Source organism: Azotobacter tropicalis (genome assembly GCF_059739045.1).
The window spans coordinates 2,099,365-2,123,258 of the sequence record NZ_AP046059.1 but is presented as its reverse complement, the minus strand read 5'-3'; the positions used below and the strand labels follow the sequence as shown (position 1 = coordinate 2,123,258).

Here is a 23,894-nt window from a genome sequence, read left to right as displayed (position 1 = left end):
CTCAGCGTCGTTCCAGCAGCACTCCCGCCTCCATGTGATGGGTGTAGGGGAACTGGTCGAACAGCGCGCAGCGCACGATGCGGTGCGTGTCGTGGAGCTGGGCGATGTTCGCCGCCAGGGTTTCCGGGTTGCAGGAGATGTAGAGGATGCGCTCGAAGCGCCGAGTCAGCTCGCAGGTATCCGGGTCCATGCCGGCGCGCGGCGGGTCGACGAACACGCTGCCGAAGGCGTAGCCCTTCAGGTCGATGCCGGCCAGCCGGCGGAACGGCCGCACCTCGTTGAGCGCCTGGGTCAGCTCCTCGGCGGACAGGCGCACCAGGGTCACGTTGTCCACGCCGTTGTCGTCCAGGTTGGCCAGCGCGGCGTTCACCGAGGTCTTGCTGATCTCGGTGGCCAGCACCCGGCGCACCCGGGTCGCCAGCGGCAGGGTGAAGTTGCCGTTGCCGCAGTACAGCTCCAGCAGGTCGTCGTCGCGTTCGCCGAGCGCCGCGAAGGCCCAGTTCAGCATCTTCTCGCAGACCACGCCGTTGGGCTGGGTGAAGGCGCCCTCCGGCTGGCGGTAGCGGAAGCGCCGCCCGGCCACCGTCAATTCCTCCTCCACGTAGTCGCGGCCGATGACGATCCGCTGGCCCCGCGAGCGGCCGACGATGCTCACCCCCAGCTCCGCGGCGAGCTGCTCGGCGGCGGTCTGCCAGAAGGCGTCCAGCGGGCGGTGGTAGCACAGGGTGATCAGCGCGTCGCCGGCCAGGGTGGTGAGGAACTCCACCTGGAACAGCTTGAAGGCGAGCGTCGCGCTGTTCTGCCAGGCGGCCTTCAGGCGCGGCATCAGCTGGTTGATGCGCTCGCCGGCGATGGGAAAGTCGTCGAGGAGGATCGGCTGGCGCTTGTCGGCGGGATCGAACATCGCGTAGTGGCGCTCCTCGCCCTCGCGCCACAGGCGGAACTCGGCGCGCAGGCGGTAGTGCGCGCGGGGCGAGTCGAACAGCTCCGGCTCGGGCGCGGCGAAGGGCGCCAGCAGCTCGATCAGGCGCGCCTTCTTTTCGGCCAGTTGGGCGTCGTAATGCGAAGGGGCGAAGTGCGGAAGGCTCATGGGGTCACTCGTGGGTTGCGGAGGCGGATAGGCGCTTGATTGCGGCTGCTGGTGTTCAGGGGGCCGGCATCGACGCGGCAGGCGCGTCCAATCCGTTCGGAGTATGGCTCATGCGTTGAACCAGCCCAGCTTGATCGCGAACAGCCCGGCGAGGATCAACAGCGCCGGATTCAGCTCGTGATGGCGGCCGGCGAGCAGTTTGATCGCGCTCCAGGCGATGAAGCCGAAAGCGATGCCGTTGGCGATCGAGTAGGTCAGCGGCATGGCCAGGGCGGTGAGCAGCACCGGCGCGGTGGTGGTCAGGTCGCTCCAGTCGAGTTCGACGAGGGCAGAGACCATCAGTACGGCGACGAACAGCAGCGCCGGCGCGGTGGCGAAGGCCGGGATGCTGGCGGCCAGCGGAGCGAAGAACAGGCTGGCCAGGAACAGCAGGGCGACCGTGCAGGCGGTCAGCCCGGTGCGCCCGCCGGCGCTCACCCCGGCGGCGGACTCGATGTAGCTGGTGGTGGTCGAGGTGCCGAGCAGCGAGCCGCCGAGGGCCGCGGCGCTGTCGGCGAGCAGGGCGCGGCCCATCTTCGGCAGACGGCCGTCCGGGGTCATCAGCCCGGCGCGGCGGGCCACGGCGATCAGGGTGCCGGAGTTGTCGAACACGTCGACGAACAGGAAGGCGAAGACCACGCTGACCAGGCCGATCTCCAGGGCGCCGGCGATGTCCAGCTGGAGCAGGGTCGGTGCCAGCGACGGCGGCAGCGCCAGCACCCCGGCGAAGGGCGTGACGCCGAGGCCGACGGCGGCGAGGGTCACGGCGAGGATGCCGAGCAGTACCGCGCCGGGCACCCGCCGCGCCTCCAGGGTGACGATCAGCAGAAAGCCCAGCGCGGCGAGGAGCGGCGGGGCCTGGGTGAGGTCGCCGAGGGTCAGCAGGGTCACCGGATGGCCGACGACGATGCCCGCGTTCTGCAGGGCGATCAGCGCGAGGAACAGGCCGATGCCGGCGCCGATGGCGGCTCGCAGCGGCAGCGGGATGCTGTCGATGACCCATTCGCGGACGCGCAGGATCGAGATCAGGAAGAACAGGCAGGCGGAGAGGAACACCGCACCGAGCCCCACCTGCCAGCTGTGGCCCATCTGCAGCACCACGCCGTAGGTGAAGAAGGCGTTGAGGCCCATGCCGGGGGCCAGCGCGATCGGGTAGTTGGCGATCAGCCCCATCAGCGCCGAGCCGATGGCCGCGGCCAGTGCCGTGGCGACGAACACCGCGCCCTTGTCCATGCCCGTCTCGCCGAGGATGCTCGGGTTGACGAAGAGGATGTAGGCCATGGTCAGGAAGGTGGTCAGGCCGGCCAGCAGCTCGGTGCGCAGCGTGGTGCCGTGCGCTTCGAGTCGGAACAGCTTCTCCAGCATGCGGATCTCCGTCGGTGCCCCCGGTTCGGGGCAAGGCAGGGCAGAGCGCGCCACGCCGCGCAAAAGGGCTGCGGATGATAGCAGCTCGGCGGAGCGGCGAAAATTTGCCGGGTGCCCGGGGCGCTAGCACCTTTGGGTGGCGAGCCATGCCATGACGTGTTCCGCATCGCTGTCGGCCGGGTAGACGGGGTAGAGCACTTTCTCGATCCTGCCGTCGCGCGCGATCAGCGTGAGCCGCTTGATCAGTTCCTGCCCGGCTACCTCGAAGGTGGGAAGCCGCAAGGCTCCGGCAAAGGCCAGTCGTGCGTCGCTCAATAGCGGAAACGGCAGGTGCAGCCGCTCGACGGCTTCCCGCTGGTACTCCGTATCCTGTGTGCTCAAGCCATAGACCGTAGCGCCCAAGGCATGGAGTTCCGCATGATGATCGCGATAAGCACAGGACTGGGGCGTGCAGCCACGGGCACCGGGTATCGCGTTCCATGCCTGTGTGCCGCCGAGCGGTTCCTGATCGGGTTTCCCTGTCCGCGGATAGCAATAGACGATGACCCAGGGTGTTCCGACCTCGGAAAGATCCACGCTTTCTCCGGAGGTCGCCCGCAAGGCGAGCGGGGGAAGCCGTGCGCCGGGGAGGTGGTCGCAAGCGCCATCGTCCTGGGGGACGGGCAGATCGTCCGGGAGTGCATGAGGATTGTCCGAACGCATGCTGATCGACTCCTTTGTCTGTTTCCCTTCACTGGGGACTGAGGCGGTTTCCAGAGTCTGCAGCCCGCTTCAGTCGGATGGTGTTCTTGCGAGGCTCGCCGTGCGATAGAGCCAATTTACCGCGGCCGCGAGAACGTTATGGCGTCCAGGTCAGCGAGAGCAGGGCGCTGCGGCCTTCCTGCTGGTACTCGTGCAGGCCGACGCTGGTGTAGTAGGGAGTGTTGGGCCGGCTGTAGAGCACCTGCGAATAGTCCTTGTCCAGCAGGTTGTCGATCTTGACCTGCCATTGCAGTGCGCCGGTCATCTGCCAGCTGCCGCGCAGGCCGAGCAGGGCGTAGCCGGGGATTTCGTGTTCGTTGGCCTCGTCTTCGTAGCGGCTGGACACCGCCTGCCAGCCGAGGCCGGCGGAGAAAGCGCCGAAGCGGCGGTCGAGATCCAGGCTCAGGTTGCGTCTGGCCCGGCGCGGCAGGGTGTGGCCGCTGTCGCGGTCGCGCGGGTCGACCAGGCTGGCGGCCAGCGCCGCCTGCCAGCCGAGGACGTCGCGCGACAGGGCCAGCTCCAGTCCCTGCAGGCGCGCCCGGTCGATGTTCTCCGGACGGCTGAAGAGGCTCCCCGCCCGCCTGGTCTCGACGATCAGATCGTCCACCTCGGTGCGATAGGCGGACAGACTCCAGTGGGTTTTGCGGTGCTCGCCGCGCAGCTGGATCTCGTAGCTCTTCGAGCGTTCCGGCCCGAGCTCGGGATTGCCGCCGTGGATCGGGGTGGGCGGAAAGTAGAGTTCGCTGAAGCTCGGCGCATGGAAGCCCTCTGCGTAGCTCAGGACCAGTTCGGTGGCGCGCGCCACGTTCAGGGTCAGTGCCGCGCTCCAGCTGTCTTCGCTGCCGAAGCGCTGGTTGTCGTCGTGGCGCAGGCCGACTTCGGCGCCGAAGCCATCGCCCCGGTAGCTGTGGCGGATGAAGGCCGCACGGTTCCAGCGCCGGCTTTCGTCGTAGTCGAGCTCGCTGTGCAGGCGCTCCTCGTACCACTCGGCGCCGAGCAGCAGCTGCCGGCGCGCGTCGAGCCGCAGGGTGTTGAACCAGGTCAGCGAGTCCCGGTAGGTGTCGAAGCTGTAGTTGTTGAAGGCGTTGTAGTCGTCGTGGTTCTCGATCCGGTTCTCGAAGTGGCCGACTTCGATGCGGCTGGTCCAGGCATCGCTGGGGCGGGCCTCGAGATGGGCGGCGAGGCTGCTGACGGAAAAGCGCTCATGGAGGTCGCCGGGCCTGAAGCTGTAGACGTCGTCCAGTTCGGTCTCGCCGCGCTGGTCGAGCAGGTTCAGACCGGCCTGCAGGCTGTCGCTGAAGCGATGCTCGAGGGTCAGGCCGAGGGCGCGGCGGCGGAAGCCGTCATGGTCGGCATCGCGTCCGCGGTCATCGGAGCTGCGGTCGAAGCCCTGGCTCTCCACCTGGCTGGCGCCGAGGTCGAAGCGGGTCCGGCCGTCGCCGCCGGACAGGCCCAGCTCGCGCTCGAAGGTGCCCCGGTTGCCGACCGCCAGACGCAGGCGCGGCTGCAGGCCGGCCTCGCCGCGGCGGGTGGTGATCCGGATCAGCCCGCCGATGGCATCGGCGCCGTACTGGCTGGCCAGGGGACCGCGGATCACCTCGATGCGCTCGATGCGTCCGGGGTCGAGGAGTTCCAGGCGAGCCAGGCCGGTGGCGGCGGCACTGACGCGCACCCCGTCGACCAGCACCAGGGTCTGGCCGGGATTGGCGCCGCGGATGAAGGCGCCGCTCAGCGCGCCGCGCCCGCCGGCCTGGGCCATGACCACGCCGGGCACCCGGTTCAGCAGCTCCGGCACGCTTTGCACCTGCAGGCGCTCGATGTCGTCGCGCTCGAACACCGTGGCGGCGGCGCTCGTCGGCTCGACGTGCTCCGCCGATTTCCGCGAGATGACAGGCTGGGCCGGCAGGCGGTAGGCCGGCGGGGCGTCGCTCGAGTCGGCGGCGAGAAGGGGGGCGGGCAGCAGGAGCGCGGCCAGGGCGAGACGGGCAGGCGTCATGCGGCGCCGGCGGCTGGCGTGCTGGTTTTCCATTCGACGTCCCTGTCCGGCCCGTTCAGTCCGGCTGCGTCAGACGTCGGCGCACCGCCGCCTCGATGCCGGCGGCGTCGAGGCCGCATTCGGCGAGCATCTCGGCGGGCTTGGCATGTTCCACGTAGTAGTCCGGCAGGCCCAGGTGGAGGATCGGCCTGACGAGGCTCTCGGCGGCGAGGAATTCCGCCACCGCGCTGCCGGCGCCGCCCATGACGCTGTTTTCCTCGATGGTCACCAGCAGCTCGTGGCCGGCAGCCAGCTCGCGTACCAGGGCCTCGTCCAGCGGCTTGACGAAGCGCATGTCGGCTACCGTGGCGTCCAGCGTCTCGGCCACCTGCAGCGCCTCGGCCAGTTGCACGCCGAACACCAGCAGCGCCACCTTGCGGCCCTGGCGGCGCAGCACGCCCTTGCCGATTGGCAGGGGCTCCAGGCCCGGTTCGATGGGCGCATTCGGGCCGTTGCCGCGCGGGTAGCGCACTGCCGCCGGGCCTTCGAACAGGTAGCCGGTGGTGAGCATCCGGCGTAGCTCGTTTTCGTCGCTGGGGGTCATCACCAGCATGCCGGGGATGCAGCGCAGGTAGGAGAGGTCGAAGCTGCCGGCATGGGTCGGGCCGTCCTCGCCGACCAGCCCGGCGCGGTCGACGGCAAACAGCACGTCGAGGTTCTGTACCGCGACGTCGTGGATCAGCTGGTCGTAGGCGCGCTGCAGGAAGGTCGAGTAGATCGCCACCACCGGCTTGAGGCCGTCGCAGGCCATGCCGGCGGCGAGGGTCACCGCGTGCTGCTCGGCGATGGCCACGTCGAAGTAGCGGTCCGGAAAGCGCTGGCTGAAGGCGACCAGGTCGGAGCCTTCCTTCATCGCCGGGGTGATGCCGGTCAGCCGCGGGTCGGTAGCGGCCATGTCGCACAGCCAGCGGCCGAAGACGCTGGAGTACTTGGGTCCCTTGGGCTTCTTCGGTTCGCTGCCTTCCGGCTCCAGCTTGGTGATCGCGTGGTAGCCGATGGGGTCGGCCTCGGCCGGGGCGAAGCCCTTGCCCTTCTTGGTCACCACGTGGAGGAACTGCGGCCCCTTGAGGTCGCGCATGTTGCGCAGGGTGGCGAGCAGGATCGGCAGGTCGTGGCCGTCGATCGGGCCGATGTAGTTCCAGCCGAGCTCCTCGAAGAGGGTGCCGGGCACCAGCATGCCCTTGGCGTACTCCTCGGTGCGCCGGGCGATCTCCCAGGCGCCGGGCAGGCGCGAGAGGATGTTCTTGCTGCCTTCGCGCATGCTGGCATAGGTGCGGCTGGAGAGGATCTTGGCCAGGTAGTTGGACAGCCCGCCGACGTTGTTGGAGATCGACATGTCGTTGTCGTTGAGCACCACGAGCATGTCGGCCTGCACGTCCGAGGCGTGGTTGAGCGCCTCGAAGGCCATGCCGGCGGTCATGGCGCCATCGCCGATCACCGCGATGCACTTGCGCTGCTCGCCCTTCATCCGCGCGGCGATGGCCATGCCCAGCGCCGCACCGATGGAGGTGCTGGAGTGGCCGACGCCGAAGGTGTCGTAGGGGCTTTCCGAGCGGCGCGGAAAGGCGGCGATGCCGTCCTTCTGGCGCAGCGTGAGCATGCGCTCGCGGCGTCCGGTGAGGATCTTGTGGGGATAGGCCTGATGGCCGACGTCCCACACCAGACGGTCCTCGGGGGTATTGAAGACGTAGTGCAGGGCGATGGTCAGCTCGATCACACCGAGCCCGGCACCGAAGTGCCCGCCGGTCTGCCCGACCGTATAGAGCAGGTCCTGGCGCAGTTCGTTGGCCAGCACTTCCAGCTCCGCCTCGCCGAGCTGGCGCAGCCGGTCCGGCGTCGCGGCGCGGTCCAGCAGGGGGGTGGCGGGGCGCTCGCGGGGAATCTCGTGGAACGTCTTGGGCATCGGAGGATCGTTACGGGAGATAAAAAGAGGCGGCATTTTACCCGATCGCGGCGACGTCTAGAAATTCGTCGACCGCGTTCGGGCCTTGCCAATGGTCGCAGGCGGTGCTCAGTGGTGGCGTTCGACGATGTAGCAGGCCAGCGCGCGCAAGGGATCGGCGCCGGCGTCGAAGCCTTCCAGGGCGGCGAGGGCCTGGTCGCGCAGGGCCAGGACGTAGGCCTTGGCCGCGTCGAGGCCGAGCAGCGCGGGGTAGGTGGGTTTGTCGTTGGCCTGGTCCTTACCTTGGGTCTTGCCGAGGGTCGCGGTGTCGCTTTCCACGTCGAGGATGTCGTCCTGGACCTGGAAGGCCAGGCCGATGGCCCGGGCGTAGTCGGCCAGCGCAGTCAGGCTGGCTTCGTCGGCCCGGCCGCTGGCCAGAGCGCCGAGGCGCACGCTGGCCTCGATCAGCGCGCCGGTCTTGTGCCGGTGCATGGTTTCCAAGGCATGACGGTCGAGCGCCCGGCCGACCGCTTCGAGATCGATCGCCTGGCCGCCGACCATGCCGGCCGGACCGGCGGCCCAGGCCAGGGTGCGCGACATCTCCAGGCGCAGCTCGGCCTCTTGAGGATTGCGCCGGGCATCGGCGAGCACCTCGAAGGCCAGGGCCTGCAGGCCGTCGCCGGCGAGGATCGCGCAGGCTTCGTCGAAGGCGCGGTGGGTGGTCGGCTGGCCGCGACGCAGGTCGTCGTCGTCCATCGCCGGCAGGTCGTCGTGGACCAGCGAGTAGGCATGGATCAGCTCTACTGCGCAGGCGGCGCCCTCGGCCCGCTCCGGTGTGCCGCCGAGGGCCTCGCAGGCGGCGTAGACGAGGAGCGGGCGGACCCGCTTGCCGCCGTTGACGACGCTGTAGCGCATCGCCTGGTAGAGCCGCTGCAGTTCGGCGCGCGGTGGCTGCAGGAGGGTTTCCAGGGCGGCGTCGACGCGGGCCTGGCACTGCTTCTGATAGGTCGCGATCATGCTTGGCTGTCCGCGTCGAAAGGGGCCTGTTCGAGGGTGCCGCCGCGCTCGAGGAGGATCTGCACCTTCTGCTCGGCCTGGCTCAGCGCCGCCTGGCAGTCGCGGGTCAGGCGGATGCCCTGTTCGAAGCAGGCCAAGGAGTCCTCCAGCGACAGCTCGCCGCCTTCCAGGCGCTCGACCAGTTGCTGCAGTTCGGCGAGGGACGTTTCGAAATCGACGGCGGCTTTCTTGCGGGCCATGGACGGGAACCTGTGTCGGCGGCACTTGAAAATCGCCGCGACACTAGCAGAGCCGGGGCAGGGCGGCAAACGCTAACGCGGGAGCCCGTCCCGCCGCTTCAGTGTCCCAGCGGCTGCAGGTTGCGCGGCCTGGCCTCGCTCCAGCCGCGCTCGATGGCGGCGGCCGGCTGCGGGCGGCAGTAGTGGTAGCCCTGCAGGCTGGGGCAGCCGTTGAAGCGCAGGAAGGCGGCTTGACGCTCGTTGCTCACCCCTTCGGCCACCACGTGCAGGCCCAGGTGCCGGGCCATGGTCAGGATGCCGCGCACCAGGGCCACCGAGTGCTCGCTGTCCGGCAGGCCGGCGACGAACTGGCGGTCGATCTTGATGCCGTCGAAGGGGAACTGCTGCAGGTAGGTCAGCGAGGCGTAACCGGTGCCGAAGTCGTCCAGCAGCAGCGGCATGCCGGCGGCCTTGAGACTGGCCAGGGTCTGCTGGACCTCCTGGCCGGCGTCGAGCAGGGCGCTCTCGGTGATTTCCAGTTCGAGCAGCTCGGGCGGGGTCCGTTCTTCGGCGAGGATGGCCAGCAGGCTGCCGGCCAGGTCGGCCTGGCGGAAGTCGAGCGGCGACAGGTTGACCGCGATGCGCAGGGGATGGCCCTGCTCGGCCCAGCGGCGGGCCTGGCGGCAGGCTTCGCGAAACACCCAGCGGGTGGCTTCGATGATCATCCCGCTCTCTTCCAGCACCGGGATGAATTCGCTCGGCAGCACCAGCCCGCGACTCGGTGAGTTCCAGCGCAGCAGGGCTTCCACGGCCTGCGGGCGGCCTTGGTCGTCGACCTGGGCCTGGTAGTGCAGGACGAATTCCTGCCGGTCCAGAGCGCGGCGCAGTTCCTGCTCCAGCTGCAGACGGCGCTCGGCGGCTTCGCCGAGCGGACGACTGTAGACGGCCAGACGGTTGCGACCGGCGTCCTTGGCGGCATAGAGGGCCAGGTCGGCCTGCTTGAGCAGTTCGGTGGCGTCGCCTTGGCCGTCGCTGCCGGCAACGCCGATGCTGGGGGTGACGAAACACTCGTACTGGCCGATCTGCAGGGGCGCCTTGAAGCCGCGCAGCAGGGTCTCGGCCAATTCGCGGGCCTGTTCCGCCGTGTGCTCCTCGAGGAGCAGAAGGAATTCGTCGCCGCCGGAGCGCGCTACCAGAACATGCTCGGGCGTCAGCTGGTTCAGGCGCCGGGCGATTTCCACCAACAGGCGGTCGCCGACCTCGTGGCCGAGGGTGTCGTTGATCCGCTTGAAGTGGTCGACGTCGAGAAACAGCAGGCTCAGCGGGGTGCGGGCGGCCAGCAGCTGTTCCAGGCGCTGGACCAGGCAGTGGCGGTTGGCCAGATTGGTCAGCGGGTCGAAATGGGCGAGAAAGCGCAGACGCTGCTCGGCCTGCAGGCGCTCGCTGATGTCGCGCAGCAGGATCAAATAGCGCTGCCGGCCGTCGCGCATGAAGGGGGTCCAGGTGACCTCCAGCGGCAGCTCCCGGCCCTGGCGCAGGCCGCTCACCTCCACCGGGCTGTTGGCGGGCGCGTGCAACAGACGCTTGAGTGAGTCGCCGGTCAGCAGACGGTTGCGCGGGCGGCTGTTCAGCAAGTCCTCCGGCGCACAGCCGAACAGTGCCGCCGCCGCCGGGTTGGCCTGCTCCACCCGCAGCATGCTGTTCACCACCAGCATGCCGGCCGGCGAGCTGTCGAACAGCTCGCGCATCAGTTGCTCGCTGCCCTGCAGGGCCTGCTGGCGCGCATGCAGCTGGCCCATCATCTGGCTGAAGGTCTCGGCCAGCTGGCCGATCTCGTCGTAGCCGTCGACCGCGGCCGGCTGCGGCTGCTGGTTGGCGGCGAAGCGCCGGGCAGCCTGGTCGATGCGCGCCAGACGTTGGGTGATCAGGCGGTGGTAGAGGCGGTTGAGGAGCAGTCCGAGCAGCAGTAGCAGCACGAGGATCTGGCTGAGGTAGAGCCAGGCCTCGAAGCGGGTCTGGCTGAGCAGCGGGCTGAAGTCCAGGTCGACCAGCAGCGCCTCGCCGCCACCGTCGCGCGGATTCGTCTGGTTCAGCGGGAGGATGGCCAGATAGCCCTGCTCTGCTTGTTCCAGCCAGGCGGAATGGCCGCTGGCCATCTGCGCCTGCAACTGCTCGGTGCTGATGCCGAGCTGCCGGGGACCGAGACCCAGGCGGGAGGCGGCCAGCACCCGCAACTGCGGGTCGGCCACCATCGCCCAGCGGATTCCCTGCAGGCTGGCGAAGTCGGCCAGCGCGGTTTCCAGCTCCGCCTGGCGCCCGTGACGCAGGTGGTCGCTCAGGGTGCTCTGCAGCAGCACGAGCAACTGGTTGGTATGGCTGCGCCAGGCATGCAGCTCCTTGTCGATGCTGCGCGGCAGGTACAGGGTGGTCAGCAGGAGGGTGAAGAGCAGGGCGAAGAGGCCGAGCAGAAGCGGCAGGGATTTGCGCAGAGAAAGTTGGGCGAGTCGGGTCAGCATCCATAGGCCCCGCAGCTGGCGAGCAGTTCCCGTGGCCTGGCCGGGCGGGACAACAGACCGCGTTCGACCATGTAGCGGTTGAGTCGTTCGATGCTGCGTAGCAGGCGACCATCCTCCAACATCTGCCGGTTGAGCGCGGCGTCGCCCGGCACCAGCCCGGCGAGGCTGGCCTGCAGGTTCTGCGCGGTCAGCCCCAGGCGCCGCTGCAGCTCCGTTCCGGCGCAGTCGGGGGCAGTCTGCCAGAGGTGCAGGGCCTCGTACCACAGCGCCTTCAGGCGCTTGCGCTGGCCGACGGAGACGCGCTGGCGGTCGATCACCAACACATCGATGATTTCGCCGGGCAGCGCGTGGCTGTCGAAGATGCGCCGGGCGCCGAGCGCCTCCAGGGCCGGTCCCTGGGACGCGAAGGTGACCAGCGCATCGACGCGATCTTCGGCCAAGGCGGTCACCTGCTCGTGGATCGGCAGATTGACGACGCTCACATCGGTAGGCTGCAGACCGGTCTTGTCGAGAATGCGCGACAGGAAGAATGTGCCGAGGGCGCTGCTTTCGACGCCGACGCGCCGTCCCCTGAGATCGGCGGGCCCCAGGATCGGCGGGCGGGCATAGAGCGCATCGGCGCCGGCCGAAAGATCGGCGACCAACACTATCTCCAGGTCCAGGCCGCTGCTCTGCAGCGTCAGGGTTTCGTCCAGGGTGAGCAGGGCGGCATCCAGCAAGCCGTTGCGAAAGCCGCGCAGTACGCCGCTGGTGTTGGGGTATTCGACCAGCCGCAGGCCGGCCGGCTCCATCCATTGCAACTCGTCGGCCAGGTACAGCGGGGCATAGCCGGGCCAGCGGTTGCCGCCGATACGGATCGTGTCCGGTTCCATCCTGCAGGCCAGCAGGGTCAGGGGGATCAGCGCCAACAGGAGTATGCGCATCCTGTCACTCCAATCAGGGAAGTGACACGTTAACGAAAGTGCATGTCAGCGTGAATCGTGACACTTCAAAAAGTTGCCTCGATTCAAGAAAATGCCATCGAACAGGAGAGGGCTGGGACTGCTCGGCGCGCTGCGGGGAAATAAAAAAAGCCGGCTTGTGGCCGGCCTTTTCAAAGGGGGACTGGCTTACTTCTGGTAAGCCGCCACCGCCTTGAGAATCTCGGCACGCGCCGCGTCGGCGTTGCCCCAGCCTTCCACCTTCACCCACTTGCCCTTTTCGAGGTCCTTGTAGTTCTCGAAGAAGTGCTTGATCTGCTCCAGCAGCAGCGCCGGCAGGTCGGTGTATTCCTTCACGTCCTGGTAGAGGACGGTCAGTTTGTCGTGCGGGACGGCGATCAGCTTGGCGTCGCCGCCACCCTCGTCGGTCATGTGCAGCACGCCGACCGGACGGGCGCGGATCACCGAGCCGGGGGCGACCGGGTAGGGGGTCACCACCAGCACGTCCAGCGGGTCGCCGTCGTCGGCCAGGGTGTTGGGGATGTAGCCGTAGTTGGCCGGGTAGAACATCGGCGTGGCCATGAAGCGGTCGACGAACAGGCAGTCGCTGTCCTTGTCGATCTCGTACTTGATCGGCGCGTGGTTGGCCGGGATCTCGATCGCGACGTAGATGTCGTTCGGCAGGTCTTTGCCCGCGGGGATCTTGCTGTAGCTCATGGACTGTTTCTCAGGGAGGGCCGAAAAGTGGCCGGGATTATAGGTAGATTCCCGTGCGCTTGCCATGACGGCCGGCTCAGCCCTCGCTCGCCGGCCGGAGCGCCGCACGGTACTGGGGATCTTCGACCTGCAGGCGGCGCAATCGTGCCAGCGGATCCTGGCGATAGAAGGCCGCCAATTGGTCGTAGACCGCCGGGTAGGCTTCGGCGAGCAGGTCCGGGGCGGTGAAGAAGTACTCGCTGGTCACCGCGAAGAATTCCGCCGGGTCCTCGGCGGCGTAGGGGTCGATGGGCGTCTCGGCGTCCGGGGCGGCCTCCAGGCGGGCGTCGAGGTCGTCGTAGGCGGCCTGCAGGGCGGCGGCCCAGTCCTGCACGCGCATGTCAGCGTGCAGCGGCGGCAGGCCGTTGGCCTCGCCGTTGAGCATGTCCAGCTTGTGCGCCAGCTCGTGGATCGCCAGGTTGTAGCCGTCCCACTCGCCGCTGGCCGCGATGCCCGGCCAGGCGAGGATCACCGGGCCCTGGTGCCAGGCCTCGCCGCTGCGTTCGGCGTCCCATTCGTGGACCACCCCGGCGGCGTCGCGGTGCTTCTGCGGGCTGAGGAAGTCGTCGGGATACAGCACCAGTTCGTGGAAGCCCCGGTACCAGTCCAGCTCCGGCAGGTTGAGCAGCGGCAGCTCGGCCTGGGCGGCCAGGCGCAGGCGGGCGAAGGCGTCCAGCTCGACCCCCGGCAGCGCGGTGAGCCGCTTGGCGTGCAGGAAGAGCACGCAGCGCTCGCGCAGCCGCTCGGTCTCCTCGGCGCTCAGGCCGTCGAGGATCGGCAGGCTGGCGAGGACCTGGCGCCAGAGTTCGGCGTCGACCGGCAAGCGGGCGAGGATGCGCCGGCGGCGCCAGGCGCGAAAGGACCACATCGGTAGGGCTCCAGAATACGGGAGCCCACCTTAAGGGCGCCGCGGGCGGGGGCAAGCGCTGCGCCCGCGGGCGATTCAGGCAGCGAGGTCGAGGACGATGCGTCCCTCGATCTGTCCCTTGCGCATGCGGGCGAAGATGTCGTTGATGTTCTCCAGCGGCTCGCTGGCGACCGTGGCGCGCACCTTGCCCTGCCCGGCGAAGTCCAGCGCCTCCTGCAGGTCCAGGCGGGTGCCGACGATGGAGCCGCGCACCGTGGTGCCGTTGAGCACCATGTCGAAGATCGACAGGCTGAACTCGCCGGGCGGCAGGCCGTTGAGGGCGACGGTGCCGCCGCGGCGGGCCATTCCCAGGGCCTGCTCGAAAGCCTTCGGCGAGACGGCGGTGACCAGCACGCCGTGCATGCCGCCGATTTCCTGCTGCAGGAAGGCCGCCGGGTCCTGCTGGCGGGCGTTGACGGTGAGGCTGGCGCCGAGCCGCCGGGCGAACTCCAGCTTGGCGTCGTCGACGTCCACGGCGGCGACGTTCAGGCCCATGGCCCGGGCGTACTGCACGGCCATGTGGCCGAGGCCGCCGATGCCGGAGATCGCCACCCACTGGCCGGGGCGGGTGTCGGTCATCTTCAGGCCCTTGTAGACGGTCACCCCGGCGCAGAGGATGGGGGCGATCTCGATGAAGTCGGCGTTGTCCGGCAGATGGCCGACGTACTCGGCCTCGGCCAGGGCGTATTCGGCGAAGCCGCCGTTCACCGAGTAGCCGGTGTTGCTCTGCGCGTGACAGAGGGTTTCCCAGCCGCCCAGGCAGTGCTCGCAGTGGCCGCAGCTGGCGTGCAGCCAGGGAATGCCGACCCGGTCGCCTTCCTTGATGTGGTTGACGCCGGCGCCTACGGCGACCACCTGGCCGACGCCCTCATGGCCGGGAATGAAGGGGGGATTGGGCTTGACCGGCCAGTCGCCCTCGGCGGCGTGCAGGTCGGTGTGGCAGACGCCGCAGGCGGCGATCTTCACCAGCAGTTGCCCGGGACCCGGCGTGGGCACCGGTACTTCGCGGATCTCCAGCGGTTTGCCGAACTCGGCGACAACGGCCGCTTTCATCGTCTTGGCCATGATGGTGGCCCTCGTGGAGCGGATGGGTGACTCAATCAGTAAATGCCCGATCGGGTCGGCTCGCCAGGGCAGGGGACGGACTGCGAAGAAAAGCGAAAAAGTTGCTCCCTGCCACCAGAGGGATGGGACATGGCGGGGAGCACAGTGACGGTGACTCTGGAGAGCCCGGGCCGGCCGGAGCGGGGCGGCCGGCCCGGGCGATCCGCAGGCCTTAGAAGGCGTTGCGGAAGATTTCTTCGATCTGCTGCTGGTCGGCCGGGCGCGGGTTGGTCAGGCCGCAGGCGTCCTTCAGGGTGTTGGCGGCGAGGACCGGGATATCGTCGGCCTTGGCGCCCAGCTCCTTCAGACCGCCCGGGATGCCGATGTCCTTGGACAGGGTGCGGATCGCGGTCAGGGCCGCCTGGGCGCCCTGCTCGGCGCTCAGGCCCTGGACGTCGACGCCCATGGCCTTGGCCACGTCGCGCAGACGCTCCGGGCAGACACTGGCGTTGAAGCTTTCCACGTGCGGCAGCAGGACCGCGTTGCAGACGCCGTGCGGCAGGTCGTAGAAGCCACCCAGCTGGTGTGCCATGGCGTGCACGTAGCCCAGCGAGGCGTTGTTGAAGGCCATGCCGGCGAGGAACTGGGCGTAGGCCATGTTCTCGCGGGCGGTCATGTCGCCGCCGTTGGCCACGGCGTTGCGCAGGTTGGCGGCGATCAGCTCGACGGCCTTCAGGGCGCAGGCGTCGGTGATCGGGGTGGCGGCGGTGGAGACATAGGCCTCGACCGCGTGGGTCAGGGCGTCCATGCCGGTGGCGGCGGTCAGGCCCTTGGGCATGGCGGCCATCAGCGAGGGATCGTTGACCGACAGCAGCGGGGTGACGTTGCGGTCGACGATGGCCATTTTCACGTGGCGGGCTTCGTCGGTGATGATGCAGAAGCGGGTCATCTCGCTGGCGGTGCCGGCGGTGGTGTTGATGGCGACCAGCGGCAGCTGCGGGCGGGCCGAGCGGTCGACGCCCTCGTACTCGCTGATGTGCCCGCCGTTGGCGGCGCACAGGGCGATGCCCTTGGCGCAGTCGTGCGGCGAGCCGCCGCCCAGGGAGATGACGAAGTCGCAGCCGCTGCTCTTGAGCAGGGTCAGGCCGTTTTCGACGTTGCTGACGGTGGGGTTCGGCTTGGCACCGTCATACAGAACGGAAGCGATATCCTGCTGGGCCAGCAACTGGGAAACCCTGTCGGCCACGCCGGCTTTCGCCAGGCCGGCGTCGGTGACGATCAGCGCCTTGCGGAAGCCATGGTTCTTGATCGCGCCCATGGCCTCGTCGAGGCTGCCGATGCCCATCATGTTCACTGCAGGGATGAAGAAGGTGCTGCTCATGAGGATTTCCTCTCTATTGTTGTCTTGTTTTTAAAGCGACCTTGCACACCAGGCGGCCGCGCCGGACCTTCCCGATGCCCGCGCGGGTCGCGCACGCGGGCACCGATGGGAAGGTACGTCCGTCGGCCAGGCTTTACCGTGATTCGGGCGAGGGTTCGCCCTGACCGTCTCGATTCAGTCCCGTCCCCGGCCCGTGGAGGGCTGGGGACGGGGGCAGTGCATCAGAAGAAGCCCAGCGGGTTGATGTCGTAGCTGACCAGCAGGTTCTTGGTCTGCTGGTAGTGGTCGAGCATCATCTTGTGGGTTTCGCGGCCGACACCGGACTTCTTGTAGCCACCGAAGGCGGCGTGCGCCGGGTACAGGTGGTAGCAGTTGGTCCATACGCGGCCGGCCTGGATGCCGCGGCCCATGCGGTAGGCGCGGTTGATGTCGCGGGTCCAGACGCCGGCGCCCAGGCCGAACTCGGTGTCGTTGGCGATGGCCAGGGCCTCGGCTTCGGTCTTGAAGGTGGTGACGCCGACCACCGGGCCGAAGATCTCTTCCTGGAACACGCGCATCTTGTTGTGGCCCTTGAGCAGGGTTGGCTGGATGTAGTAGCCGCTGGCCAGGCTGCCCTCGAGCTTCTCGGCGGCGCCGCCGGTCAGTACCTCGGCGCCCTCGCTGCGGGCGATCTCCAGGTAGGAGAGGATCTTCTCGAACTGCTGGCCGGAGGCCTGGGCGCCGACCATGGTCTCGGTGTCCAGCGGGTGGCCGCGCTTGATCTGGCCGACCTTCTTCATCACGACCTTCATGAAGTCGTCGTAGATGGATTCCTGGATCAGCGCGCGCGACGGGCAGGTGCACACCTCGCCCTGGTTGAAGAAGGCCAGCACCAGGCCTTCGGCGGCCTTCTCGATGAAGGCCGGCTCGGCCTGCATGATGTCCTCGAAGAAGATGTTCGGCGACTTGCCGCCCAGCTCGACGGTGCTCGGGATGATGTTGTCGGCGGCGCACTTGAGGATGTGCGCGCCCACCGGGGTGGAGCCGGTAAAGGCGATCTTGGCGATGCGCTTGCTGGTCGCCAGCGCCTCGCCGGCCTCGCGGCCGAAGCCGTGGACGACGTTCAGCACGCCGGGCGGCAGCAGGTCGCCGATCAGCTCGAGCAGCACGGTGATCGACAGCGGCGTCTGCTCGGCGGGCTTGAGCACGATGCAGTTGCCGGTGGCCAGGGCCGGGGCCAGTTTCCAGGCGGCCATCAGCAGCGGGAAGTTCCACGGGATGATCTGGCCGACCACGCCCAGCGGCTCGTGGAAGTGATAGGCGACGGTGTTCTCGTTGATCTCGCCGACGCTGCCTTCCTGGGCGCGGATGCAGCCGGCGTAGTAGCGGAAGTGGTCGGCGGACAGCGGCACGTCGGCGTTCAGGGTCTCGCGGACCGGCTTGCCGTTGTCCCAGGTTTCGGTGACGGCCAGCACTTCCAGGTTCTGCTCGATGCGGTCGGCGATCTTCAGCAGGATGGCGGCGCGTTCCTGCACCGAGGTGCGGCCCCAGGCGGCGGTAGCGGCGTGGGCGGCATCCAGTGCCTTCTCGATGTCCTCGGCGGTGGAGCGGGGGAATTCGGCGAATTCCTCGCCGGTGACCGGCGAGCTGTTGGTGAAGTACTGACCTTTCACCGGGGGCACGAACTGGCCGCCGATATAGTTGCCGTAGCGAACCTTGTAGGAAACGATGGCGCCTTCACTGCCAGGATGGGCATACCGCATGGAGGATTCTCCTGATTCTTGTGGTTCTTGGATTTTCTGGGGAGTGCGCAAGAGCACGTCTGCGAATGGATAGTGCAGAAGGTGTGCCAATGTGCCGCAACCCCACTGGCTGTGCGGATTCGCCGCAGTTTGTCGGGGCCGGAGCGGGGTGTTCTGTGACAGGGCTGGAACAGGGGCGTGACATTTTGTCCCGCAAGCTTGACAGTGACAGTCGAGGCCGGACGTGACGCCATTGCAAAGCCGCCTCGGCTGGACGATGCTGTGCGGTCACTACGGGAGCTGCCCGCCGATCACCGCGGAGACAACAATGACAATGCAAGCGAACCGCATGCTGCGCCACGCGCAGCAGGTACGAACCCTGGCCGAGGGAAGGGCCATCGGGCCGGCCAACGATCCCTCCATCGCCCGTTCCTGGCTGCGCTGCCTGGAGCAGCACCAGCTGGACCCGTCGAAGCCGCTGGCGACCAGCGTGCTGGAGCACGCCCATCTGCTGGAGCGTCGCGAGCGCCTGCAGCAGGTGCTGGAGATCGCCAGCGGCGAAATGAACAGCCTTCATCTGCAACTGGCCGGCAGCGCCCATGCGGTGCTGCTGACCGATGCCCGCGGGGTGATCCTCAACCGCGTCAGCGCCGCCGTCGAACAGTCGACCTTCGAACATGCCGGGCTCTGGCTGGGCGCGGACTGGAGCGAGGCCTGCGAGGGCACCAACGGCATCGGCACCTGCCTGGTCGAGCGCCAGCCGCTGACCATCCAGCAGGAGGAGCATTTCCGCAGCTGCCACACCGGGCTGACCTGCTCGGCCAGTCCGGTGTTCGACCCGCACGGCGAACTGCTCGCGGTGCTCGACGTGTCCTCGCTGCAGGGTAGCGTGTCGCGGCAGAGCCAGTTCCACACCATGGCGCTGGTCAACCTCTCGGCCAAGGTGATCGAGAGCTGCTATTTCCTGCGCCGCTTCGAGAACGACTGGCTGCTGCGTTTCCACCTGCAGGCCGAATACGTCGGTCTGTTCAGTGAAGGGCTGCTGGCCTTCGACGGCGAGGGCCGGGTGCTGGCGGTCAACCAGACCGCCATCAACCTGCTCGGCGGCAGCCGTCGCGAGCTGCTCGGCCAGTCGGTCGAGGCCCTGTTCGCCAGCCGCCTGGACGACCTGCTGGCGCTGGCCAGCGAGCAGCCGAACGCCAGCTGGCCGCTGCGCACCCAGGACGGCCGGATGCTCTTCGCCCTGCTGCGCGGGCGGGCGCGCCGCCCGGTGAGTGCGGTGCCGGTGGCGGAGCCTGCCGTGCCCGCGGTGCCGGCGAGCATCTGCCTGGGCGATGCCGCCCTGCAGCAGGCCTTCCGCCGCGCGCTGCGGGTGGTCGAGCGCGATGTGCCGTTGTTGCTGCACGGCGAGACCGGCTCCGGCAAGGAGGCGTTCGCCAAGGCCGTGCACCAGGCCGGCAGCCGTGCCGAACGGCCGTTCGTCGCGCTGAACTGTGCGGCGATCCCGGAGAACCTGATCGAGAGCGAGCTGTTCGGCTACCGCGGCGGCAGTTTCACCGGCGCGCGCAAGGAAGGCATGCGCGGCAAGCTGCAGCAGGCCGACGGCGGCACGCTGTTCCTCGACGAGATCGGCGACATGCCGCTGGCGCTGCAGACCCGCCTGCTGCGCGTGCTCGACGAGCGCCAGGTGGTGCCCATCGGCGGCGAGCCGGAGCCGGTGGACGTGCGGGTGATCAGCGCCACCCACCGCGACCTGCGCGAGCGGGTCGCCGCCGGGTTGTTCCGCGAAGACCTGTTCTATCGCCTGGACGGTCTGGCGGTGACCCTGCCGCCGCTGCGCGAGCGGACCGACAAGGGCGCGCTGATCGACCACCTGCTCGAGCGCGAGGCGCGCGGCGAAGCGATCCGCCTCGAGCCGGCGGCGCGCCAGGCGCTGCTCGGTTATGCCTGGCCGGGCAACGTGCGTCAGCTGCGCAGCGTGCTGCGCGCCCAGGTGGCGCTCTGCGAGGACGGCCTGATCCGCCTGGCCGACCTGCCGGCGGAGCTGCGCCTGGCACCGGTGCTGCCGGCGCCGGTGCCGCTGGAGACCGGCGGCCTGCTGGAACAGGCCGAGCGCGACGCCCTGCTGGCCGTCCTCGACGCCAACCACTGGCACGTCAGCCGCACCGCCGAGCAGCTCGGCATCAGCCGCAACACCCTCTACCGCAAGCTGCAGCGCCACGGCATCCGCCGCGAAGGCGACTGAGAGGGCTTCGCCGTGCCCGGCCGCCTGCTGCGGCGCCGGGCGCTGTGCTAACCTGCCGCGCATCGCTTTTCAGGCCAGGACCCATTCATGCACATCCACATACTCGGCATCTGCGGCACCTTCATGGGCTCGCTGGCCGTGCTCGCCAAGGAACTCGGCCACCGGGTCACCGGCTCCGACGCCAACGTCTACCCGCCCATGAGCACCCAGCTGGAGGCCCAGGGCATCGAGCTGATGCAGGGCTATCGGCCCGAGCACCTGGACCCGGCGCCGGACCTGGTGGTGGTCGGCAACGCCCTGTCGCGCGGCAACCCGGCGGTCGAGTACGTGCTGAACCAGGGCCTGCCCTACGTCTCCGGCCCGCAGTGGCTGGCCGACCACGTGCTGCAGGGCCGTTGGGTGCTGGCGGTGGCCGGCACCCACGGCAAGACCACCACCAGCAGCATGCTGGCCTGGATACTGGAGCATGCCGGGATGAGCCCGGGGTTCCTGATCGGCGGGGTGCCGCAGAACTTCGCCGTTTCGGCGCGCCTGGGCGGCACGCCGTTCTTCGTGGTCGAGGCCGACGAGTACGACAGCGCCTTCTTCGACAAGCGCTCGAAGTTCGTCCACTACCGGCCGCGGACCGCCATCCTCAACAACCTGGAATTCGACCACGCGGACATCTTTCCGGACCTCGCGGCCATCGAGCGGCAGTTCCACCATCTGGTGCGGACCATCCCCAGCCAGGGACTGATCGTCCACCCGACCACCGAGCAGGCCATCGAGCGGGTGCTCGCCATGGGCCGCTGGACGCCGGTGCAGACCACCGGGAGGGCGGCCAGTGGCAGGCGCGCCTGCTGGCCGAGGACGGCTCGCGCTTCGAGGTGCTGTTCGAGGGCGCCGTGCAGGGCGTGGTCGACTGGGAACTGACCGGCCGGCACAACGTCGCCAACGCCCTGGCCGCCCTGGCTGCGGCGCGTCACGTGGGGGTGGTCGCGGAGCAGGGCATCGCCGCGCTGGCCAGCTTCCTGAGCGTCAAGCGGCGCATGGAGAAAGTCGCCGAGGTGAGGGGTATCACCATCTACGACGATTTCGCCCACCACCCGACGGCCATCGCCACCACCCTCGACGGGTTGCGCAAGCGGGTCGGCGAGGCGCCGATCATCGCGGTGATCGAGCCGCGCTCCAATTCCATGAAGCTCGGCGCCCACCGCGACGGCCTGCCGGAGTCGGTGGCCCAGGCCGACCAGGTGGTCTGGTACGCGCCGCCGAACCTCGGTTGGGACCTGGCTGCCACTGCCGCCGCCTGCTCGGTGCCGGCGGTGGTCTGCGACTCGCTGGAGGCGATCATCGCGCGGGTCGCGAGCCAGGCGGCGCCCGGCACCCAGGTGGTGGTCATGAGCAACGGCGGTTTCGGCGGCCTGCACGGCAAGCTGGCCAAGGCCCTGGAGGACTGAGCATGGCCGGACCGCAACGCGTCACCCTGGCGATGACCGGCGCCTCCGGCGCCCAGTACGGCCTGCGCCTGCTCGACTGCCTGGTGCAGGAGGAGCGCGAGGTGCACTTCCTGATCTCCAAGGCGGCGCAGCTGGTGATCGCCACCGAAACCGACGTCACCCTGCCGGCCAAGCCGCAGGCGATGCAGGCCTTCCTCAGCGAATACACCGGCGCGGCGCCGGGACAGATCCGCGTGTTCGGCCAGGAGGACTGGCTGGCGCCGCCGGCCTCCGGCTCCAGCGCGCCGAACGCCATGGTGGTGGTGCCGTGCTCCACCGGCAGCCTGTCGGCGATCGCCAGCGGCGCCTGCAACAACCTGATCGAGCGCGCCGCCGACGTGGCCCTCAAGGAGCGCCGCCAGCTGATCCTGGTGCCGCGCGAGGCGCCGTACTCGACCATCCACCTGGAGAACATGCTCAAGCTGTCGAACCTCGGCGCCATCATCCTGCCAGCCTCGCCGGGCTTCTACCACCAGCCGCAGAGCCTCGACGATCTGGTCGACTTCGTGGTGGCGCGCATCCTCAACCTGCTGGACATCCCGCAGGACATGCTGCCGCGCTGGGGCGAGCATCATGTGGCGAGCAGCGAGGCGTGACGCTGGCCGCGGCCTGCTGCTGCTGGCCGCGCTCGCGCTGAGCGGCTGCGCCACCTTTCGGACCCTGAACGCCGCCAAGCCCGATGCGCCGCTGGTCTACTCGGGCACCCGCCTGGACTGGTATGCGATCCGCGGCGGCTGCTGCCCGGTCGACCACTTCGGTGCCGAGCCGCCCGGCTATCCGGCCCTCGACCTGCCCGCCAGCGCCCTGCTCGACACCCTGTTCCTGCCGTTCACCCTGGCCGCCGAGCTGGGAGTGGCGCTGAGCGTGTCCGGCGGCCTCTGAGCCGGACGGGGCTCAGGCCATCTCCACCCGGTTCCGCCCGGCGCGCTTGGCCCGGTAGAGGGCGGCATCGGCGCGCTGGAGAACCGTCTCGACGCTGGCGGCACTGTCCGGCCAGTGCGCCACACCGGCCGAGACGGTGATACTCGGACAGTCGTCGTAGCAGGTCGTGCCCATCCTGATCCGGACCCGCTCGGCGACCTGGCGGGCAGCCTCCAGGCTGGCGCCCGGCAGGAGCATGAGGAACTCCTCGCCGCCGCTGCGGCAAAGCAGGTCGCTGGCCCGCGAGCAGTCGCGCATCTGCTGGGCGAGATATTGCAGCACACGATCGCCGAACTCGTGCCCGTGGTTGTCGTTGACCTGCTTGAAGTGGTCGATGTCGAGGGTGATGATCGCGAAGGGCTGGCGTTGCTGCTGCCACTGCTCCAGCTGGGCCTGCAGGCCGCGGCGGTTGCTGAGCCCGGTCAGCGGGTCGGTGAGGCTTTCCTGGCTGAGCCGGCCGAGGCGCTGATGGATCTGCGCCAGGCTGGCGAGTATCGCACGCTTGAGCTGGTCGGCCTCGAAGTACCAGGCGCGCACGTGGCGTACCTGCTCCGGAGACGCTTCGGTGTCCCATTGCTGGGCGCTTCTCGCCAGTTGCCAGAGCGGTCGCGAGATCAGCTGCGAGAGCCACCAGATGCCGCCCAGCGACAGCAGCAGCAGCGGCAGGGACAGGTACAGGATGTTCAGCATCAGACCGTCCAGTTCCGCCAAGGCGAGATCCAGAGGCCGCTGGGCGACGATGCCCCAGCCGCTCGCCGCCACCGGGGCGAAGCCGGCGAGCATCTCGATGCCCCGGGAGTTGGTCAGCGCCTGGCTTCCCGCCTCGCCGCGGATCACCCGCTCGACCACCGGATTGCCGGTGGCGATCTCGCCGACCCGCCCCTGATCCTGGTGGTAGATCAGCCGGCGATTGCGGTCGACCACATAGAGATAGGAGCCGTCCTGATAGAAATGCTCGCCGAGCAGGCTGTGCAGGATGTTCTCGTGCTGCAGGTAGAGGCTGCCGCCGATATAGCCCTGGTAGCTGCCGTCGGTGGCGAAGATCGGCTGCGAGATGAATACCACCAGCCTGTTTTTGGCACTGATGTAGGGGTCGCTGATCAGCGGGCGGCGCTTTTCCAGGGCTTCTCTGGCACCGGCGGTGTCGAGCATCTTGCCGAGCAGGCCGAGGCCCTCGGGCGAGGCAGCCAGTACCTTACCGTCGTGGCGGATGACGAAGGCCGAATTGAAATGGCGATTCTGGCGGATCAGGCGCTCGGTCTCGCCGGCCGTGCGTTCCGGCTGATCCATGCGGCCCTTCAGCTGGTCGGCGCTGTAGGCCAGCTCCTGATGCATGGTGCCGAGCAGCTTCTCGGCACTCAGGCGCAGCTTGGCGGCGTAGACGCGGTTGGCCTCCAGGGTGTGGCGGATCAGCAGGTCGCGCTGGGTCTGGTAGCTGGCGTAGAAGCTGTTGAAGAAGCTGAGCAGGGCGACCGTCAGGCTGAGCAGAAGAATCAGGCGGCGGAGGTCGAGCCGGGTGTGGATACGCATGGGCATGTCTGGCAAGGGCAGGCCGTCCCCCTTCCGTGCGGGTCTGGCATCGATTCCTGTGAAAGGGAGGGCGGCGAGGGATCCGTAC

The 23,894-nt window shown here is 68.7% G+C and carries 18 protein-coding genes and 1 pseudogene; 4 read left to right on the top strand and 15 right to left on the bottom strand.

Translation table 11 applies throughout. The features are described from left to right. Position 1 precedes the first annotated feature (1 nt). From trmA to exaC, 14 genes are all read right to left on the bottom strand, one after another. On the bottom strand, positions 2–1,090 hold the full coding sequence (trmA, locus tag Atro_RS09950) for a tRNA (uridine(54)-C5)-methyltransferase TrmA (protein WP_497927460.1): 1,089 nt from the start codon (positions 1,088–1,090) through the stop codon (positions 2–4). A 108-nt stretch (positions 1,091–1,198) separates the two neighbouring features. Further along, positions 1,199–2,494, bottom strand: a complete 1,296-nt coding sequence (locus Atro_RS09945; protein ID WP_497927459.1) for an NCS2 family permease — start codon at positions 2,492–2,494, stop codon at positions 1,199–1,201. A gap of 123 nt (positions 2,495–2,617) precedes the next feature. Beyond that, on the bottom strand, positions 2,618–3,196 hold the full coding sequence (locus Atro_RS09940) for a peroxiredoxin (RefSeq protein WP_497927458.1): 579 nt from the start codon (positions 3,194–3,196) through the stop codon (positions 2,618–2,620). Positions 3,197–3,332: 136 nt separating this feature from the next. After that, a complete protein-coding gene (locus Atro_RS09935) occupies positions 3,333–5,231 on the bottom strand; it encodes a TonB-dependent receptor domain-containing protein (RefSeq protein WP_497927659.1) in 1,899 nt (632 codons plus the stop codon). A gap of 55 nt (positions 5,232–5,286) precedes the next feature. After that, positions 5,287–7,173 carry a 1-deoxy-D-xylulose-5-phosphate synthase gene (gene dxs / locus Atro_RS09930; protein ID WP_497927457.1) on the bottom strand — a complete coding sequence of 629 codons (1,887 nt, stop codon included), beginning with the start codon at positions 7,171–7,173 and terminating at the stop codon, positions 5,287–5,289. Positions 7,174–7,281: 108 nt separating this feature from the next. Next, on the bottom strand, positions 7,282–8,169 hold the full coding sequence (ispA, locus tag Atro_RS09925; protein ID WP_497927456.1) for a (2E,6E)-farnesyl diphosphate synthase: 888 nt from the start codon (positions 8,167–8,169) through the stop codon (positions 7,282–7,284). Beyond that, on the bottom strand, positions 8,166–8,408 hold the full coding sequence (locus tag Atro_RS09920; protein ID WP_497927455.1) for an exodeoxyribonuclease VII small subunit: 243 nt from the start codon (positions 8,406–8,408) through the stop codon (positions 8,166–8,168). Before Atro_RS09920 ends, ispA begins: the two co-directional genes overlap by 4 nt. Positions 8,409–8,506: 98 nt before the next feature. Then, positions 8,507–10,903, bottom strand: coding sequence for a putative bifunctional diguanylate cyclase/phosphodiesterase (locus Atro_RS09915; protein WP_497927454.1), 2,397 nt, complete (start codon positions 10,901–10,903; stop codon positions 8,507–8,509). After that, on the bottom strand, positions 10,897–11,826 hold the full coding sequence (locus Atro_RS09910) for an ABC transporter substrate-binding protein (RefSeq protein WP_497927453.1): 930 nt from the start codon (positions 11,824–11,826) through the stop codon (positions 10,897–10,899). Before Atro_RS09910 ends, Atro_RS09915 begins: the two co-directional genes overlap by 7 nt. Positions 11,827–12,012: 186 nt before the next feature. Beyond that, positions 12,013–12,540 (bottom strand): inorganic diphosphatase, encoded by a 528-nt coding sequence (gene ppa / locus Atro_RS09905; protein ID WP_497927452.1) that lies wholly within the window; start codon positions 12,538–12,540, stop codon positions 12,013–12,015. A gap of 76 nt (positions 12,541–12,616) precedes the next feature. Next, complete coding sequence (locus tag Atro_RS09900; protein ID WP_497927451.1) at positions 12,617–13,447, bottom strand: M90 family metallopeptidase; 831 nt, start codon at positions 13,445–13,447, stop codon at positions 12,617–12,619. Positions 13,448–13,522: 75 nt separating this feature from the next. Further along, positions 13,523–14,551 (bottom strand): alcohol dehydrogenase AdhP, encoded by a 1,029-nt coding sequence (adhP, locus tag Atro_RS09895; RefSeq protein ID WP_497927450.1) that lies wholly within the window; start codon positions 14,549–14,551, stop codon positions 13,523–13,525. A 211-nt stretch (positions 14,552–14,762) separates the two neighbouring features. Beyond that, the gene (yiaY, locus tag Atro_RS09890; protein ID WP_497927449.1) at positions 14,763–15,911 is read right to left on the bottom strand and encodes an L-threonine dehydrogenase; all 1,149 of its coding nucleotides are present in this window, start codon (positions 15,909–15,911) and stop codon (positions 14,763–14,765) included. Positions 15,912–16,132: 221 nt separating this feature from the next. Then, entirely contained in the window at positions 16,133–17,653 is a 1,521-nt protein-coding gene (exaC, locus tag Atro_RS09885; RefSeq protein ID WP_497927448.1) for an acetaldehyde dehydrogenase ExaC, read from the bottom strand. Between the two features lie 313 nt (positions 17,654–17,966). Here exaC and Atro_RS09880 point away from each other — a divergent pair, with 313 nt between their 5' ends. The 4 genes and pseudogenes from Atro_RS09880 (at position 17,967) to Atro_RS09865 (ending at position 22,237) form a co-directional block, all read left to right on the top strand. Beyond that, entirely contained in the window at positions 17,967–19,877 is a 1,911-nt protein-coding gene (locus tag Atro_RS09880; protein ID WP_497927658.1) for a sigma-54-dependent Fis family transcriptional regulator, read from the top strand. 87 nt (positions 19,878–19,964) lie between these two features. Next, positions 19,965–21,316 (top strand): annotated as a pseudogene (gene mpl / locus Atro_RS09875) (UDP-N-acetylmuramate:L-alanyl-gamma-D-glutamyl-meso-diaminopimelate ligase). Between the two features lie 2 nt (positions 21,317–21,318). Then, a complete protein-coding gene (ubiX, locus tag Atro_RS09870; protein ID WP_497927447.1) occupies positions 21,319–21,951 on the top strand; it encodes a flavin prenyltransferase UbiX in 633 nt (210 codons plus the stop codon). After that, positions 21,929–22,237, top strand: a complete 309-nt coding sequence (locus Atro_RS09865) for a YceK/YidQ family lipoprotein (RefSeq protein WP_497927446.1) — start codon at positions 21,929–21,931, stop codon at positions 22,235–22,237. Before ubiX ends, Atro_RS09865 begins: the two co-directional genes overlap by 23 nt. 12 nt (positions 22,238–22,249) lie before the next feature. On the opposite strand, the gene Atro_RS09860 is transcribed toward Atro_RS09865, so the two are convergent. Beyond that, positions 22,250–23,812 (bottom strand): sensor domain-containing diguanylate cyclase, encoded by a 1,563-nt coding sequence (locus Atro_RS09860; RefSeq protein ID WP_497927657.1) that lies wholly within the window; start codon positions 23,810–23,812, stop codon positions 22,250–22,252. Between the last annotated feature and the right edge of the window lie 82 nt (positions 23,813–23,894).